This is a genomic window from Kitasatospora sp. NPDC030952 (genome assembly GCF_055571335.1).
The window spans coordinates 107711-122269 of sequence record NZ_JBVIFM010000005.1; the positions used below are offsets into that span (position 1 = coordinate 107711).

General features: G+C 75.1%; 13 protein-coding genes and 1 pseudogene. 12 read left to right on the forward strand and 2 right to left on the reverse strand.

All coding sequences use genetic code 11. The features are described from left to right. The first annotated feature begins 62 nt into the window (after nt 1-62). From ACZ47G_RS12195 to ACZ47G_RS12230, 8 genes are all read left to right on the forward strand, one after another. Nucleotides 63-683 carry a TetR family transcriptional regulator gene (locus ACZ47G_RS12195; protein WP_465741634.1) on the forward strand — a complete coding sequence of 207 codons (621 nt, stop codon included), beginning with the start codon at nt 63-65 and terminating at the stop codon, nt 681-683. Between the two features lie 428 nt (nt 684-1111). Further along, nucleotides 1112-2359 carry a prenyltransferase/squalene oxidase repeat-containing protein gene (locus ACZ47G_RS12200; RefSeq protein ID WP_465741636.1) on the forward strand — a complete coding sequence of 416 codons (1248 nt, stop codon included), beginning with the start codon at nt 1112-1114 and terminating at the stop codon, nt 2357-2359. Further along, entirely contained in the window at nt 2359-3108 is a 750-nt protein-coding gene (locus ACZ47G_RS12205; RefSeq protein ID WP_465741639.1) for an SCO2322 family protein, read from the forward strand. The genes ACZ47G_RS12200 and ACZ47G_RS12205 overlap by 1 nt, the downstream gene beginning before the upstream one ends. A gap of 20 nt (nt 3109-3128) precedes the next feature. Then, nucleotides 3129-4235 carry an energy-coupling factor transporter transmembrane component T gene (locus tag ACZ47G_RS12210; RefSeq protein ID WP_465741641.1) on the forward strand — a complete coding sequence of 369 codons (1107 nt, stop codon included), beginning with the start codon at nt 3129-3131 and terminating at the stop codon, nt 4233-4235. Then, entirely contained in the window at nt 4232-5833 is a 1602-nt protein-coding gene (locus ACZ47G_RS12215) for an ABC transporter ATP-binding protein (RefSeq protein WP_465741643.1), read from the forward strand. The genes ACZ47G_RS12210 and ACZ47G_RS12215 overlap by 4 nt, the downstream gene beginning before the upstream one ends. Further along, nucleotides 5830-6669: an ECF transporter S component gene (locus ACZ47G_RS12220; RefSeq protein ID WP_465741645.1), complete on the forward strand. Its 840-nt coding sequence runs from the start codon at nt 5830-5832 to the stop codon at nt 6667-6669. Before ACZ47G_RS12215 ends, ACZ47G_RS12220 begins: the two co-directional genes overlap by 4 nt. 53 nt (nt 6670-6722) lie before the next feature. Further along, complete coding sequence (locus tag ACZ47G_RS12225; protein ID WP_465741647.1) at nt 6723-7700, forward strand: ricin-type beta-trefoil lectin domain protein; 978 nt, start codon at nt 6723-6725, stop codon at nt 7698-7700. A gap of 58 nt (nt 7701-7758) precedes the next feature. Beyond that, nucleotides 7759-8412, forward strand: coding sequence for a hypothetical protein (locus ACZ47G_RS12230; RefSeq protein WP_465741649.1), 654 nt, complete (start codon nt 7759-7761; stop codon nt 8410-8412). 59 nt (nt 8413-8471) lie between these two features. Here ACZ47G_RS12230 and ACZ47G_RS12235 read toward each other — a convergent pair whose 3' ends face one another. Beyond that, nucleotides 8472-8777 carry a putative quinol monooxygenase gene (locus ACZ47G_RS12235; protein WP_465741651.1) on the reverse strand — a complete coding sequence of 102 codons (306 nt, stop codon included), beginning with the start codon at nt 8775-8777 and terminating at the stop codon, nt 8472-8474. A gap of 56 nt (nt 8778-8833) precedes the next feature. On the opposite strand from ACZ47G_RS12235, the gene ACZ47G_RS12240 reads away from it, so the two are divergent. After that, complete coding sequence (locus ACZ47G_RS12240) at nt 8834-9481, forward strand: M15 family metallopeptidase (RefSeq protein WP_465741653.1); 648 nt, start codon at nt 8834-8836, stop codon at nt 9479-9481. A 4-nt stretch (nt 9482-9485) separates the two neighbouring features. On the opposite strand, the gene ACZ47G_RS12245 is transcribed toward ACZ47G_RS12240, so the two are convergent. After that, nucleotides 9486-9932, reverse strand: a complete 447-nt coding sequence (locus ACZ47G_RS12245) for a hypothetical protein (RefSeq protein ID WP_465741655.1) — start codon at nt 9930-9932, stop codon at nt 9486-9488. Nucleotides 9933-10011: 79 nt separating this feature from the next. Here ACZ47G_RS12245 and ACZ47G_RS12250 point away from each other — a divergent pair. From ACZ47G_RS12250 to ACZ47G_RS12260, 3 genes and pseudogenes are all read left to right on the forward strand, one after another. Continuing rightward, nucleotides 10012-10182, forward strand: a pseudogene (locus ACZ47G_RS12250) (NUDIX domain-containing protein); the annotation flags it as partial. 313 nt (nt 10183-10495) lie between these two features. After that, a complete protein-coding gene (locus ACZ47G_RS12255) occupies nt 10496-13330 on the forward strand; it encodes a glycoside hydrolase family 3 C-terminal domain-containing protein (RefSeq protein ID WP_465741657.1) in 2835 nt (944 codons plus the stop codon). A 279-nt stretch (nt 13331-13609) separates the two neighbouring features. Further along, entirely contained in the window at nt 13610-14488 is an 879-nt protein-coding gene (locus ACZ47G_RS12260) for a LysR family transcriptional regulator (protein WP_465741659.1), read from the forward strand. The last annotated feature ends 71 nt before the right edge of the window (nt 14489-14559 follow it).

Here is a 14559-nt window from a genome sequence, read left to right on the forward strand (position 1 = left end):
CCGGAAGCTTCGGGTCGACCTTTCTGGAGCACGCCGCCACCCACGCGCCCCCGGGAGCACCCTTGCCGTCGCCGACCACGTCCGTGAGCCCCGCCTCCCCCGCCCCGGGCGAGCCGTCGCTGTCCGCGCGCCAGGCCGAGCGGCGCCGGCGCATCCTGCGCGCCGCCACCGCGCTGGCCGCCCGCGGCGGGTACGAGGCGGTGCAGATGCGGGAGGTCGCGGAGGGCGCGCAGGTCGCCCTCGGGACGCTGTACCGGTACTTCCCGTCCAAGGTCCACCTGCTGGTCGCGGTCATGCTGGAGCAGCTCCAGGGGCTCCAGGAGCACATCCGGCGGCACCCGCCGACCGACCCGGAGCCGGCCCTGCGCGTCGCCGACGCCCTCACCAGGGCCTTCCACGCGCTGCAGCGCGAGCCGCTGCTGGCCGAGGCGATGGTCCGGGCGCTCAGCTTCGCGGACCGCTCGGTCGGCACCGAGGTGGACCAGGTCAGCGCGGCCACCGGACAGCTCATCCTGGACGCGATCGGGCAGTCCGGCCCACCCAGCGACAGCCAGCGCGCGGCCGTCCGGGTGATCGAGCACACCTGGCACTCGGCGCTGGTCGCCTGGCTCTCCGGGCGCGCCTCGATCGCCGAGGTCCGGGCCGACCTGCACACCGCCGCCCGGCTGCTCACCCTGCCCTGAGCCCTCCGGACCCGACGCCCGGACCCGACGCCGATCCTGCCCCGGCCCCGCCCCGGTCCCGCTCGATCCGGCCCCGGTCCCACCCCCGATCCGGCCCCCGATCCGGCCCCGCGGAGCCCGGCCGACGGGCCCATTACTGGAACCTGTTCCTGCTCCGGCCCGCTCCCGCCGACCCGCCCGCCGCGACCCGGCGGTTAGAGTCGACGGGTCGCACAACTCCATCCCGCTCCTCCCCCGGGGAAAGCCGGTGCGAATCCGGCGCTGACCCGCAACCGTGAACCCGGCCGCGCCCCCGCGCGCCGGGCGAGCCGGAGCACCCGGGGAGGGACGAGCGGCGAGCCGGACGCCCCCGCGCGCCCGGCACCCGTCGAGGACTACGGACGGCCCCGCCCGGGCCCCCACCGCTCACCGAAAGGCACACCCGCACCATGCCGACCGCCGCCCGCCTGGGTGCCGCCACCCTGTCCGCCGCGCTGCTGGCCGGCCTCGCCGCCGGACCGGCCCTCGCCGACACCGCCCCGCCCGCCACCCCGGACGGCCTGTACGGCAAGAGCGACCCGACGTACGACGGCGTCTGGCGGCAGTCCCTCGCGCTCACCGCGCTGACCGCGGCCAAGATCACCCCCGCCGACTCCGCCGTCGGCTGGCTCACCGGGCAGCAGTGCGAGGACGGCGGCTGGCCCTCCTACCGGGCCGCCGGCGCCGCCTGCGACCCCAAGTCCGAGGACAGCAACGCCACCGCCGTCGCCGTCCAGGCCCTGGTCGCCCTCGGCGGGCACCAGCCCGCCGTCGACAAGGGCGTCCAGTGGCTCAAGGCCAATCAGAACGCCGACGGCAGCTGGCCCTACAACCCCGGCAACCCCGGCGACGCCAACTCCACCGGGCTCGTCGTCAACGCCCTGTTCGCCGCCCGCACCGACCCGGCCGGCGTCGCCAGGCCCGGCACCGGCGGCGCGGCCGGCAAGAACGCCTTCGACGGCCTCGCCCGCTTCCAGCTCGGCTGCACCGCCCCCGCCGACCAGCGCGGCGCCTTCGCCTACCAGCCCGACCCGGCCGCCGGCACCCTCACCCCCAACACCCTGGCCAGTGCCCAGGCCGCCCTCGCCGCCGCCGGCGGACACCTGCCGGTCGTCGGCTCCGTGCGCGCCGACGCCACCGCCGCGCCGCTCGCCTGCGCCGACGGCTCCGCGCCCGCCACCATCCCGCACGCCGAGGCCGGCGAGGCCGTCGGCGCCTACCTCGCCACCCAGCTCGAAACCGGCGACGGCCACCTCACCCTCACCACCCCGGGCGCCGACCCCAAGCCCGACTACACCGCCACCGCCTGGGCCGCCCTCGCCCTCACCCAGAGCGGCCACCCCGACCAGGCCACCGGCGCCGTCGACTGGCTGGACGCCCAGGGCTCCACCTGGACCAAGAACGGCACCGACGCGGCCGCCACCGCCACCCTCCTCCTGGTCTCCCAGGCCGCCCACCGCAGCGACACCGCCCTCACCGAGCAGCTCACCGCGCTCGGCCCGGCCCCCAAGGCCAGCGCCGCCACCACGGACGCCGTCCCGGCGAAGAAGAAGGACGGGGGCTTCGGCAAGGTCTGGCTGATCATCGTCGGCGCCCTCATCGGCATCGGCGGCGGCCTGCTCCTCAGCCTCCAGCGCAAGCGCAACCCCAACCTCTGATGGGCCACCTCCCCGACGCCCCGGTCCAGGGCGGCGTGGCCCGCCGGGCAGGACGGCAGGCCACCCCACCGGGGGCCCGCCGCCCTGCGCGGCGCGCGGTGGCCGCCGTGCTGCTGCCGCTGCTCGGGGTGCTGGTCCTGCTGGCCGCCGCGGCGCCCGCCGAGGCGGCCGGGTACCGGTACTGGTCGTTCTGGCGCGGGGGCGACGGCGGGGCGTGGGCGTACCAGCAGCAGGGGCCGGCGGTCGCCGTGCCGCCGGACGGCTCGGTGGACGGGTGGCGGTTCGCCGTCAGCCCGGACGGCGGGCAGGACGCCGCCATGCCGCGTGCGGCGGCCCGGTTCGACGAGATCTGCGCCGCCACCCCCGCCCAGGACGGCCGCAAGCGGGTCGCCGTGGTGCTGGACTTCGGGACGGCCGAGGACGCCGGGGCGTCCGCCGCGCAACCGCCCGGGCAGCGGACCGCCTGCGCCACGCTCGCCCCGCGCGCCACCTCGGCCGAGGCGCTGGCCGCCGTCGCCCCGCCGCTGCGCTACGACTCCAACGGCCTGCTGTGCGCCATCGCCGGCTACCCCGAGGCGGGTTGCGGCGACCGGATCGGCGCACCCGCCGCCGCCCGGCCGGACGGCGCGAAGGGCCCGAAGGGCTCGTCGGACGGTGGCCCGGACATCGGCCTGGTCGCCGGCGGCGCGCTGGTCGTCGTCCTCGCCGGTGGCGCCGTCTGGCAGGCGCGCCGCCGCCGTCACTCCTAACCCGTTCCCAGGACAGATCCGTGAACAGCCCCGCCCGTAGCACCCGCCCACCCGTCGGCCCCCGCCAACTGCACCCCGGCGCCTGGTGGTTGTGGGCGCTCGGGCTGGGCGCGGCGGCGACCCGCACCACCAATCCGGTGATCCTGCTGCTGCTCGCCGCGACCGCCGGGTACGTGGTCGCGGCGCGCCGCGGCGATGCGCCCTGGTCGCGTTCGTACGGGGCGTTCCTGCGCCTCGGCCTGCTGGTGCTCGGCATCCGGCTGGTCTTCGCGGTGCTGCTGGGCTCGCCGATCCCCGGCACCCATGTGCTGTTCACCCTGCCCGAAGTCCCGCTGCCCGTCTGGGCGCAGGGGGTGCGGATCGGTGGGCGGGTGACGCTCGAAGGGCTGCTCGCGGCCCTGTACGACGGCCTGCGGCTGGCCACCCTGCTGGTCTGCGTCGGCGCCGCCAACTCGCTGGCCAGCCCGGCCCGGCTGCTGCGGGCCCTGCCGGGCGCGCTCTACGAGGCGGGCGTGGCCGTGGTGGTGGCGATGACCTTCGCGCCGAACCTGGTCGCCGACGTCCGCCGGCTGCGCGCCGCCCGGCGGCTGCGGGGCCGTACCGACAAGGGTGTCGCGGCCGTGCTGAGCGTCGGGCTCCCCGTCCTGGAGGGCGCGTTGGAGCGGTCGATCGCGCTGGCGGCCGCGATGGACACCCGCGGATTCGGCCGCACCGCCGACGTCCCGCGCCGACTGGCCCGGGCCACCGCCGCGCTCACCCTGGCCGGACTGCTCGGAGTCTGCCTGGCCGCGTACGGCCTGCTGACCGCCGGGGGCGCCGGCTGGGCGCTGCCGGTGCTGCTGCTCGGCCTGGCCGCCGCCTTCGCCGGACTACTGCTCGGCAACCGACGGTCCGTCAGATCCCGTTACCGGCCCGACCCCTGGGCACTTCCCGAGTGGCTGACCGCCGGTTCCGGAGCCGCCGTGGCCGCCCTCGCCACCTACCTCGCCTCGCGGGATCCGGCCGCCTTCGCCCCCACCGTCGTCCCGCCGACCGTCCCCGCGCTGCCGCTGGCCGCCGTCCTGGCCGTACTCCTCGGCCTGGCACCGGCGTTCGCCGCCCCGACCCCGCCCCGGAGGGCCTCGTGATCACCTTCGAGCAGGTCTCCGTCCGGTACGCGGACTCCGCCGAACCCGTCCTGAACGGGGTCGACCTCACCGTCCCCGAGGGTGAACTCTGCCTGCTGGTGGGCCCGTCGGGCTCCGGCAAGTCCACCTTGCTGGGCACGGTCAGCGGACTGGTGCCGCACTTCACCGGCGGGGTGCTGCACGGCCGGGTCACCGTCGGCGGCCGGGACACCCGCGAACACCGGCCGCGCGAACTCGCCGACCTGGTCGGCACGGTGGGCCAGGACCCGCTGGCGCACTTCGTCACCGACACCGTCGAGGACGAACTCGCCTACGGCATGGAGTCCCTGGGCCTGCCGGGCGACGTCATGCGGCGCCGGGTCGAGGAGACCCTCGACCTGCTCGGCCTCGCCGACCTGCGCGACCGCGCCCTCGGCTCGCTCTCCGGCGGCCAGCAGCAGCGCGTCGCCATCGGCTCGGTGCTCACCGTGCACCCGCGCGTACTGGTCCTGGACGAGCCCACCTCGGCGCTCGACCCGGGCGCGGCCGAGGAGGTACTGGCCGTACTGCAGCGGCTGGTGCACGACCTGGGCACCACCGTGCTGATGGCCGAGCACCGGCTGGAGCGGGTCGTCCAGTACGCCGACCAGGTGCTGCTGCTCACCCCGGGCGGGGAGCCGGTGCTCGGCGAACCGGCCGAGGTGATGGCCCACTCCCCGGTGCACCCGCCGGTGGTCGGCCTGGGCCGGCTCGCGGGCTGGCGGCCGCTGCCGCTGTCCGTCCGCGACGCCCGGCGCAAGGCCGCACCGCTGCGCACCGAGTTGGACGGGCGGGCGCCGGCCGCCGTCGCCGCCCCCGACGGCGCACCGATCGCCACCGGTGACCGCCTCGCCGTCCGGCGCGGCCCCGTCCACGCCCTGCGCGGGGTCGACCTCGCGCTGCGCCCCGGCGAGATCGCCGCCCTGATGGGCCGCAACGGCGCCGGCAAGTCCACCCTGCTCGGCAGCCTGGTCGGCCTGCACGCCCCCACCTCCGGCACCGTCACCGTCGGCGGCCGCACCCCGCACCGCACCCGCCCGGCCGAACTGATCCGCCACGTCGGCCTCGTCCCCCAGGACCCGCGCGACCTGCTGTACGGCGAGAGCGTCACCGCCGAGTGCGCCGCGGCCGACGCGGACGCGGGCGCCGCAGCCGGCACCTGCCGCGCCCTGGTCGAACGCCTGCTGCCCGGCATCGCCGACACCACCCACCCCCGCGACCTCTCCGAAGGCCAGCGGCTCACCCTCGCCCTCGCCGTCGTCCTCACCGCCCGGCCCCCGCTACTGCTGCTGGACGAGCCGACCCGCGGCCTGGACTACGCCGCCAAGGCCCGGCTGGTCGAGATCCTGCGCACGCTGGCGGCCGAGGGGCACGCCGTCCTGCTGGCCACCCATGACGTCGAGCTGGCCGCCGAACTCGCCCACCGCACCCTGATCCTGGCCGAGGGGGAGATCGTCGCGGACGGCCCGACGGCCGAGGTGGTGCTCTCCTCCCCGGCCTTCGCGCCGCAGGTCGCCAAGGTGCTGGCGCCGGGGCCGTGGCTCACCGTCCGGCAGGTCGCGGAGGCGATGGGCGCATGAGCAGCCGTCCCGTTCCGCTCGGCCGTCGATCCGTCACGGCCCTGCTGCTGGTGTCGTTCGTCGGCGTGACGGCCTTCGGCTGGCCGCTGCTCGCCTCCACCAAGTCGGCACTGGTCGGCCACTCCGCCGACGCGCCCTGGCTGTTCGCGCTGCTGCTGCCACTGCTGCTGGCGGTGGTCATCGCCCAGATCTCCGAGGGCCGTACAGCGGGCGGCGGCGCACCCGGGCTGGACGCCAAGTCCGTCGCCCTGCTGGGGGTGCTGGCGGCCGCCGGCGCGGCGCTCCGTCCACTGGGCGCGGGCACGGCGGGCCTGGAGCCGATGTTCTTCCTGATGGTGCTGTCCGGGCGGGTGCTCGGCCCCGGCTTCGGTTTCGTCCTCGGCTCGCTGTCCATGTTCGCGTCCGCGCTGCTCACCGGCGGGGTCGGACCGTGGCTGCCGTTCCAGATGCTCGCCATGGGCTGGGTCTGCCTCGGCGCGGGGCTGCTGCCGGGGTCGGCCACCTTGCGCGGGCGCCGTGAACTGCTGCTGCTGGCCGGGTACGGCGCCGTTTCCTCCGTCCTGTACGGCACGATCATGAACCTCCAGGGCTGGCCGTACATCGGCGGGCTGGCCGGCTCCATCTCCTTCCACCCCGGCGATCCGCTGCCCGCCAACCTGGTCCGGTTCGCCGCCTACTGCCTGACCACGTCCCTGGGTTGGGACCTCCCCCGGGCCGCCCTCACCGTCGTGCTGTGCCTCACCCTCGGCACCCCGGTGCTGCGCGCCCTGCGCCGCACCACCCGCCGGGCGGCCTTCGACGCACCCGTCGACTTCCGGCCGCCGCCGGCCGGGTGAACCCGCCGCGCCACTCACCGCCCCGGTCCCGTTCGTCCACGATCATCGCGACCGTGACCCGAACCCTCGCCCGCACCGCCACCGTCGCCGCGCTCTCCCTCACCCTGGCCACGGCCCTGGCCACCCCCGCCGCCGCCGTCACCTTCATCGGCCGCGACGTGCCCGCCACCGTCACCATCGCCCCCGGCCGGACCGGCGCGGTGCCGTGGACGTACCAGAACACCGGCGGCACCGGGCTGCTCCCGCCCAGCGGGATGACCGCCGTCTTCACCGCCCCCGGCAACACCACCTTCCCCGCGCAGACCACCGTCCCCACCGAGTACAGCGGTGACGGCGCGTCCTGGAGCGGCAACAACGTCGGCCTGCGCGACTGCGCGCTCGGCAACGGCAACCGGACCCTCAGCTGCGAGGGCTACGGCCGCAACGGCGGCAACAGCGGCTGGCCGTCCGGCGGTTACTTCCGCTTCTCCCCGCAGGTCTCCGTCGACCCGTACGCGCCCGAAGCCACCACCCTCCCCCGGGGCGCCGGCAGCCTCCGCTACACCGACCCCAACAACGGGACGGCCTACACCATCGACAACGGCACCCTCAATGTCGCCACCCCGCCCCGGACCTCCACCGCCAAGTGCCTGGACGTCGGCAACACCCGCTTCAACGCCGACTACGTACGGGTCCGGGAGTGCCTCGACCACACCAACCAGCGCTTCGTCCTGGACGGCGGACGAGTGAAGGTCGCCGACACCATCGGCACCGCGCAGGAGATGTGCTTCGACGCCGACTACACCGGCGAGAACGGCGACGCCGTCCGCATCTGGGCCTGCGAACACACCCCGGCCGGCCGCGCCAACCAGACCTGGCTACTGCGAGAAGGCTCCTTCGCCCTCCAACGGACCGCGGGCACCGCCGACGAGATGTGCATCGACGTCGGCGCCGACCGCGACACCACCTTCCTCTCCACCTGCGGGGCCACCGACACCGACCAGAAGTTCCTGGTCGAACGCGGCTACATCAAGGTCCGCGACACGCTCTGAGCCGGGCCGCCACTAGGGTGAACGTTCGATCCGCGCGCCAGAACGGGAGCCCACCGAAGTGTCCGACGAACCCCTCGACATCGACAGCGACATCGACAGCGACGAAGAGGACGAGGACGAGGACGATCCCTGGATCGTCGCGAGCTGCCCCGTCTCACCCGAACTGGCCGCGCAGATCGCCGGGATGACGGAGCTCGACTGGACGGACGGCGACGCCGGCCGACAGGCGATGACCGACGCCGGCTGGCGCTCGACCGGCGACTACCTGGGCGAGCTCAATGAGAAGGCCTACACGCCCGCAGGTCACTTCGCGTACGGCGACGAATGCCTCTTCGTGCCGTTCGCGTACGAGTACTACCTGCACCCCGATGGCGCGATGGCCGAGGACTTCTGGGGCACCCTCCCCGGCTGGCAGAGCGCCGTCGACCCGCCGGCCGGCACCTTCGACGCCCAACTCGACGCAGTAGCAGCTCAGTTCACCACCCTACTGGGCCCGCCCGACCACGACGTCACCCACGAGCGGGGGCCGCACTCAAGCTACGTATGGCGGTACCGCATCTGGCGCCGGGGCGACAACGCCCTGGTGGTGGCCCCGGGAATGGACCCCTTCTCGTACTCCCAGTTCGAGCACGCCTTCATCCAGATCCACCCCCTCCCGGCGGACGCCCCGCTGCCGCCCGCCGACGAGCTGCCCGACTTCTTCAACTGGTAACCGTCCTTGCACGGGAAGTCGGCCGGGCCGACTTCCCGTGCAGCGGCAACGCACACAGGTCAGAGCAGGCCCTTGGCCGGGTCGCCGGCCGGGAAGGCGTCGAGGACGGCGACGTCGGCGGGCTCGGCGAGGGCGGCGGCGAGGACGGGGCCGAGGGCGGCGAGCGGGGCGCCGGCGCTGTGGGCGTCCAGGGCGGCCCGGTCGGTCCACTTCTCGACGACGGTGATGCGGTCGGGGCCGGCGTTCACGGCGTAGAGCTCGCAGCCGGGTTCGGCGTGGATGGCCGGGGCGTGCTGCTCGAAGGCGGCGAGGACTTCGTCGCGTCGGCCGGGCTTGGTCCTGAGCGTGGCGATGACGACGGGCATGTGGATCTCCAATGATGGTGAGATGGGCATGTTATCGACCCATCAAGGAGCCCTCGTTGAGTGGAATCATCCTCATGTCCGACCCGCGGGTGGCCGCCGTCCCGGTTCGGGAGTGCGGCGAGCGGCTCCTGGACGTACGCGGCCCCGAGCTGCTGGTCGACGGTCGCAAGCAGGACGACACCGGCGCGTTCGCACGCCTGCGGTCCACCGTCCTGGAGCGCCTCCTCGACGCCCAGGCGGAACTGCCCGACGGCCTCCGGCTGCTGTTCGTCGAGGGCTACCGGCCGCCGGCCCTCCAGAGCCGCTACTTCGACGAGTACGCCGCCGAGTTGCGCACCGCCAACCCGGACTGGCCGGAGGACCGGCTCCGGTCGGCGGCCAGCCGGTACGTCTCGCCGCCCGAGATCGCGCCGCACAGCGCCGGGGCCGCCGTCGACCTCACCCTCGTCGACGCCGACGGCCGTGAGCTGGACCTCGGCACCCGGGTCAACGCCAGCCCGGAGGAGAGCGCCGGGGCCTGCTTCACCGATGCCGAGGGCATCTCCACCCGGGCCCGTACCAACCGGCGGCTGCTCAGCGGCGCCCTGACCGCCGCCGGGCTGGTCAACTACCCGACGGAGTGGTGGCACTGGTCGTACGGCGACCGCTACTGGGCGCTGGCCACCGGCGCGCCCGCCGCGCTCTACGGGCCCGACGGGCGGTAGCGACTCACCAGTCCAGGGCGGACCTGGCGAGGGCCCCGAGGCCGAGGGCGGCCGGGAGTTCGACGAGGAGGGCCATCGCCAGGGCGGTGTACCAGGCGCCGCCGCCGTCGGCGGTCATCACGTCGAACCAGGCGTCGAGCAGGAGCAGGGTGGCGGACGCGGCGGCGGCCAGGGCGGTCAGGCGGGAGCGCCGGACGAGCAGTCGGCCGGTGGCGAGCAGCCCGGCGACCTGGAGGACGTCCATGCCGACCCAGGCCGTGGACCAGTTCCGGACTTCGACCTGCCCCCGGGTGATCGATCCGAGGACCAGCAGCCAGCCGAAGAGCAGGGCCGCGACGGCGAGCAGCCCTGCGGCGAGGAGTCGGCGGGTGCGCTCCGCCGCCGGGTGTTCCGTTCCCAAGTGGTCGAGCGCCGCACGCAGCGGTCTACCGTCCCCCGTTGATGTTCTCATGATCCAAAATCTACCCACCGCCCCTGCGACACGCGACGGCCGGTGCCCCGACGGCCGGGCACGCGGCTGTCCTCCACTGGTGTCCGTCCGGTGTCGGGCGACCGAGCCGAGCGCCGACCGGCACCTCCCCGGCATCGCCGTGGCGATCGTCGTCCAGGACGGCCGGGTGCTGACGGTCCGCCGACGGGTCGCCGAGGGTGAGCCCTCCTGGCAGCTCCCGGCCGGCCAGGTCGAACCCGGCGAGTCGGCGTAGCAGGCCGCCGTCCGCGAGACCGCCTTCCCGAGGCCATCGAGGTCCGTACGGCCCACGCCGCCGCCTGGCACGAACGCTACGGCGAGGGCCACCCGAAGGCGCGGGCCGCGCAACGGGCCCTGTCGGCACTGAGCCGACCTCGCGCCACCGTCGCGGGAACGGCTCCAACCGACCGATGTGCCCCGAACGCACCCGATACGCCCCGGCACGCCACCTGCCGTCCTGGGTCGAACCATCGTAGATTTGACAGCTCGTCAGTTCATCGGACCTACCTGACCAGCTACGACTCCGTCGATCGGTGGTGGTTGCCATGCGACGTCCCCCCCTGCGACCCCTGCGCACGCGGATCCTCCGCCTCGGCCTCGGCGCCTGCCTCCTGGCCGCCGTCACCACCGGCAACGCCGTCGCCGCCCCTCGGGAGCCGACGGACGGCGGGCAGGAGCAGCGCATCGAGCACCTGCTCTCCCAGCTCACCACCGACGAGAAGGTCACCCTCCTGCGCGGCCTGGACGCCCCGCCCGGCGTGCACTCCGTCGGCTACGTCGCGGGCGTGCCCCGGCTCGGCATCCCGCCGCTGCTGCTCTCCGACGGCCCGGCCGGTGTACGGGACGGCCGGCCGGCGACCGCCCTGCCCGCGCCGGTCGCACTGGCCGCCGCCTTCGACCCCGCGCTCGCGACGGCGTACGGCGACGTGCTGGGCCGGGAGGCGCGGGCGCGCGGCTACCAGGTGCTGTACGGGCCGATGGTGAACATCGTCCGGATCCCGCAGGGTGGCAGGGACTTCGAGACGCTGGGCGAGGACCCGTACCTCGCCGGGCAGGTCGCCGCCGCCGAGGTGCGCGGCATCCAGGCCCAGCACGTCGCCGCGCAGGTCAAGCACTACGCGGCCAACAACCAGGAGGACAACCGCCAGTCGTACAGCTCGGACGTGGACGAGCGCACGCTGGCCGAGATCGAGCTGCCCGCCTTCCGGGCGGCCGTCCGGGACGGCCGGGCCTGGTCGGCGATGTGCGGCTACAACCCGGTCAACGGCATCTGGGCGTGCGAGAACTTCCCGCTGCTGCGCGACGTGCTGAAGGGCCGCTGGGGATTCGACGGGGTGGTCGGCTCCGACTACCCGGCGACCCATTCCTCCGTCAACGCCGCGGCGGGCGGCCTGGACCAGGAGTTCGGCGGTTCGACGTACTTCGCCGAGCTGCCCGCGGCGGCGGCCGACGGCCGGCTCGCCCCGGCCGTGCTGGACGACCAGGTCCGACGGGTGCTGCGGCTGATGGCGCGCACGGGGGCGCTCGACGGCGCCGCCGCGCCCGCCTCCGATCCGGCCGCCGGAGCGCGCGACGCCCGGACGGCCGCCGCCGCCGGAACGGTGCTGCTGCGCAACGAGAACGCCGCCCTGCCGCTCGACGCCACCCGGATGAAGTCCGTCGCGGTGATCGGCCCCTGGGCGGACCACGCGTACACCGGCGGTGGCGGCTCCTCGCACGTCACCCCGTACCCCGAGCACACGGTGACGCCCCGGCAAGGCATCGCGGCCCGGGTCGGAGCGAGCACCGAGGTGCGCTACCACCCGGGCGACGACGCAACCGCGGCGGCCTCGGTGGCCGCAGGGGCGGACGCCGCGGTGGTGGTGGTCGGCGACCAGGAGACCGAGGGCGCCGACCGCGGCTCCCTCGACCTGGCCGCGGCGGACGACGCGCTGATCCGGGCCGTCGCCAGGGCGAACCCGCGCACCGTGGTGGTGCTCGACACCGGCGGGCCGGTCACCATGCCGTGGCTGGACGCGGTGCCCGCCGTGGTCGAGGCCTGGTACCCGGGCGAGCAGAGCGGCACCGCGCTCGCCGACGTGCTGTTCGGCGACACCGACCCGGCCGGGCGGCTGCCCGTCACCTTCCCGACCTCCTCGAACGCGACCCCCCTCCAGGGCGCCGACCAGTACCCGGGCACCGACGGCGCCTACCACTACACCGAGCGCCTCGGCACCGGCTACCGCTGGTACGACGCCAGCGGCACCGCCCCGCTGTTCCCCTTCGGCCACGGCCTCTCCTACACCACCTTCGACTACAGCGGCCTCACCGTGGCCGGCCCGGACCAGGCCGGCCGGGTGCGCGTCGGCTTCGACCTCACCAACCGGGGCACCCGCACCGGCACGGAGGTGCCCCAGCTGTACCTGACCTTCCCGTCGGCGGCCGGCGAGCCGCCGCAGCAGCTCAAGGCCTTCGACAAGGTCACGCTGGCGCCAGGCGGTTCGGCCCACGTGGAACTGCGGCTGGACCGCTCCGCCTTCGCCGTCTGGGACGCGGGCGTCCACGGCTGGGCCGTGCCCGGCGGGCAGTACGACCTGATGGTCGGCTCCTCCTCCCGAGCGCCTCGGCTGCGGGGCACGGTGAACGCGGCGGGCTCCCCCGCCGTCTCCACCTGGTCCGGGCGGATCACCGGCGCCGACGGCTCCTGCCTGGACGCGACGGACGCCAACTCGCCGGTACAGCTCGCAAGTTGTGCGGCCACCGCGACCCAGGACGCCACGGTGGGATCGGGCGGCAGCATCGGCCTCCTCGACCGCTGCCTCACCCCCGACGGCCCGGCGGACGGCGCCGCCGTCCGGCTGCAGGACTGCACGGGCGCCCCCGAGCAGGTGTGGCAGCAACCTTCGGACACCTCCATCCTGCACCCCGCCTCCGGCCGCTGCCTCGCTGCCGCCGACGGCCACCTGCTGCTGCGGAACTGCACGGGCGCCGCGGAACAGCACTGGGCCACCCCCCGCCCGAGCGGCCCGCTGACCGGCATCGCCGGACAGTGCGTGGACATCGCCCGGGCCTCGACCGTCAACGGCGCCGCCGTCCAGCTCTACCGCTGCAACTCCACCGGCGCCCAGGACTGGTCCGTCCAACAGGACGGCTCGCTACGGGCCTTCGGCAAGTGCCTGGACGTCACCAACGGCTGGACCGACGCCGGCACACCCGCCCAGCTCTACGACTGCAACGGCACCGGCGCCCAACACTGGCTGCCCCGCCCCGACGGCACCCTCCTCAACCCCGCCTCCAACCGCTGCCTGGACGCCCGGGACGGCAGCAGCGCCGACTGGACCAGGCTCCAGATCCAGGACTGCCAAGCAAGCGCCAACCAGCTCTGGAAACTGCCAAGTTGAACACTGCCGGCGGTCAGCGGAGGCCTCCAGGGGCCCGATGAGGGGTGGGGGAAGGCGCCCACGCTGCGCCTCCCCCGGAATCCGCCCCACCGGTGATTCCTCGCGAACCGTTCGGAACACCCGAACGCAGCCGTACGCTGTCCCGCAACACCGGCAGCATCATCGCGAACACAACAACGCAGCACCTCGACACGAGCCGCACCGCGAACCGCCCGCGGCCACCCGCGCCGGGCGGGCCATCCGACCACACGCGGGCGTTCGGGGGAACCGGAGAAACCAGTGGAACTTCGTCAGTTGCGGGTCTTCGAAGCCGTGGTCACCCACCGCACCGTCACCGCCGCCGCCGTGGCGCTCGGCGTCGCCCCCTCCTCGGTCGCCGAGCAGATCCGCGTCCTCGAACGCAGCCTGGCCATCGAGCTGTTCGACCGGGCCCCGCGCGGCATGACCCTCACCGCGGCCGGCGAACGGCTGCTGCCCTGGTGCCGCAGACTGCTCGACCAGGCCGAACAGGCCCGGCGGGAGGTGGCCACCGACCGCGCCCGGCTCCGGCTCGGCGCGCTGGAGACCATAGCGGCGACCCACGTCCCGGCCGTGCTGGCCCGGCTCGCCGAACGCCGCCCCGAACTCGACGTCTCCCTGCACACCGGCACCACCCGGGACTGCCTGCTCGGCGGCGTCGCGGCCGGGGCCCTGGAGGCCGCGCTCATCCTGGACACCGCCGGCCCGCTCGGTGAACTCGGCTTCTACCTGCCGCCCGCCCCGCTCGACCACCTCGACCTCAAGGAGGTCCCGCTCGCCCTGGTCGCCTCCCCGACCCACCCGCTCGGCGGCGCCACCACCCTCACCCGCGAGGACCTGCGCGGCCGGCGCCTCCTGGTGAACGCCCCCGCCTGCTCCTTCCGGCTCGCCGGCGAACGCCTGCTCGGCAACGACGTCGAACGCGTCCGCACCGGCGGCGTCACCGTCACCCGCGCCTGCGCCGAACAGGGCCTCGGCGTCGCCCTGCTCCCCGACTTCGCCGTCCAGGACGCCCTGACCGCCGGCACCCTGGTCCGCCTCCCCCTCGCTCCCCCGCCCCTCCGCCTCCGCCTGGTCTGGCGCGCCGACCGCGAGACCGTCCCCGGCCTGCGCGAGGTCCTCTGCGCCGCCGCGGCCTGATCCATCAGGTCCCCGCACAGGAGCCCCTCAAGCGTGATGGGATCATTGACGCGCTCAAGGGAGGGGCAGAT

Coding starts and splice junctions, on each gene's coding strand:
- ACZ47G_RS12220 (WP_465741645.1), top strand. CDS start 5,830: ATGAGCAGCCGTCCCGTTCCGCTCGGCCGTCGATCCGTCACGGCCCTG.
- ACZ47G_RS12205 (WP_465741639.1), top strand. CDS start 2,359: ATGGGCCACCTCCCCGACGCCCCGGTCCAGGGCGGCGTGGCCCGCCGG.
- ACZ47G_RS12200 (WP_465741636.1), top strand. CDS start 1,112: ATGCCGACCGCCGCCCGCCTGGGTGCCGCCACCCTGTCCGCCGCGCTG.
- ACZ47G_RS12245 (WP_465741655.1), bottom strand. CDS start 9,932: ATGAGAACATCAACGGGGGACGGTAGACCGCTGCGTGCGGCGCTCGAC.
- ACZ47G_RS12255 (WP_465741657.1), top strand. CDS start 10,496: ATGCGACGTCCCCCCCTGCGACCCCTGCGCACGCGGATCCTCCGCCTC.
- ACZ47G_RS12235 (WP_465741651.1), bottom strand. CDS start 8,777: ATGCCCGTCGTCATCGCCACGCTCAGGACCAAGCCCGGCCGACGCGAC.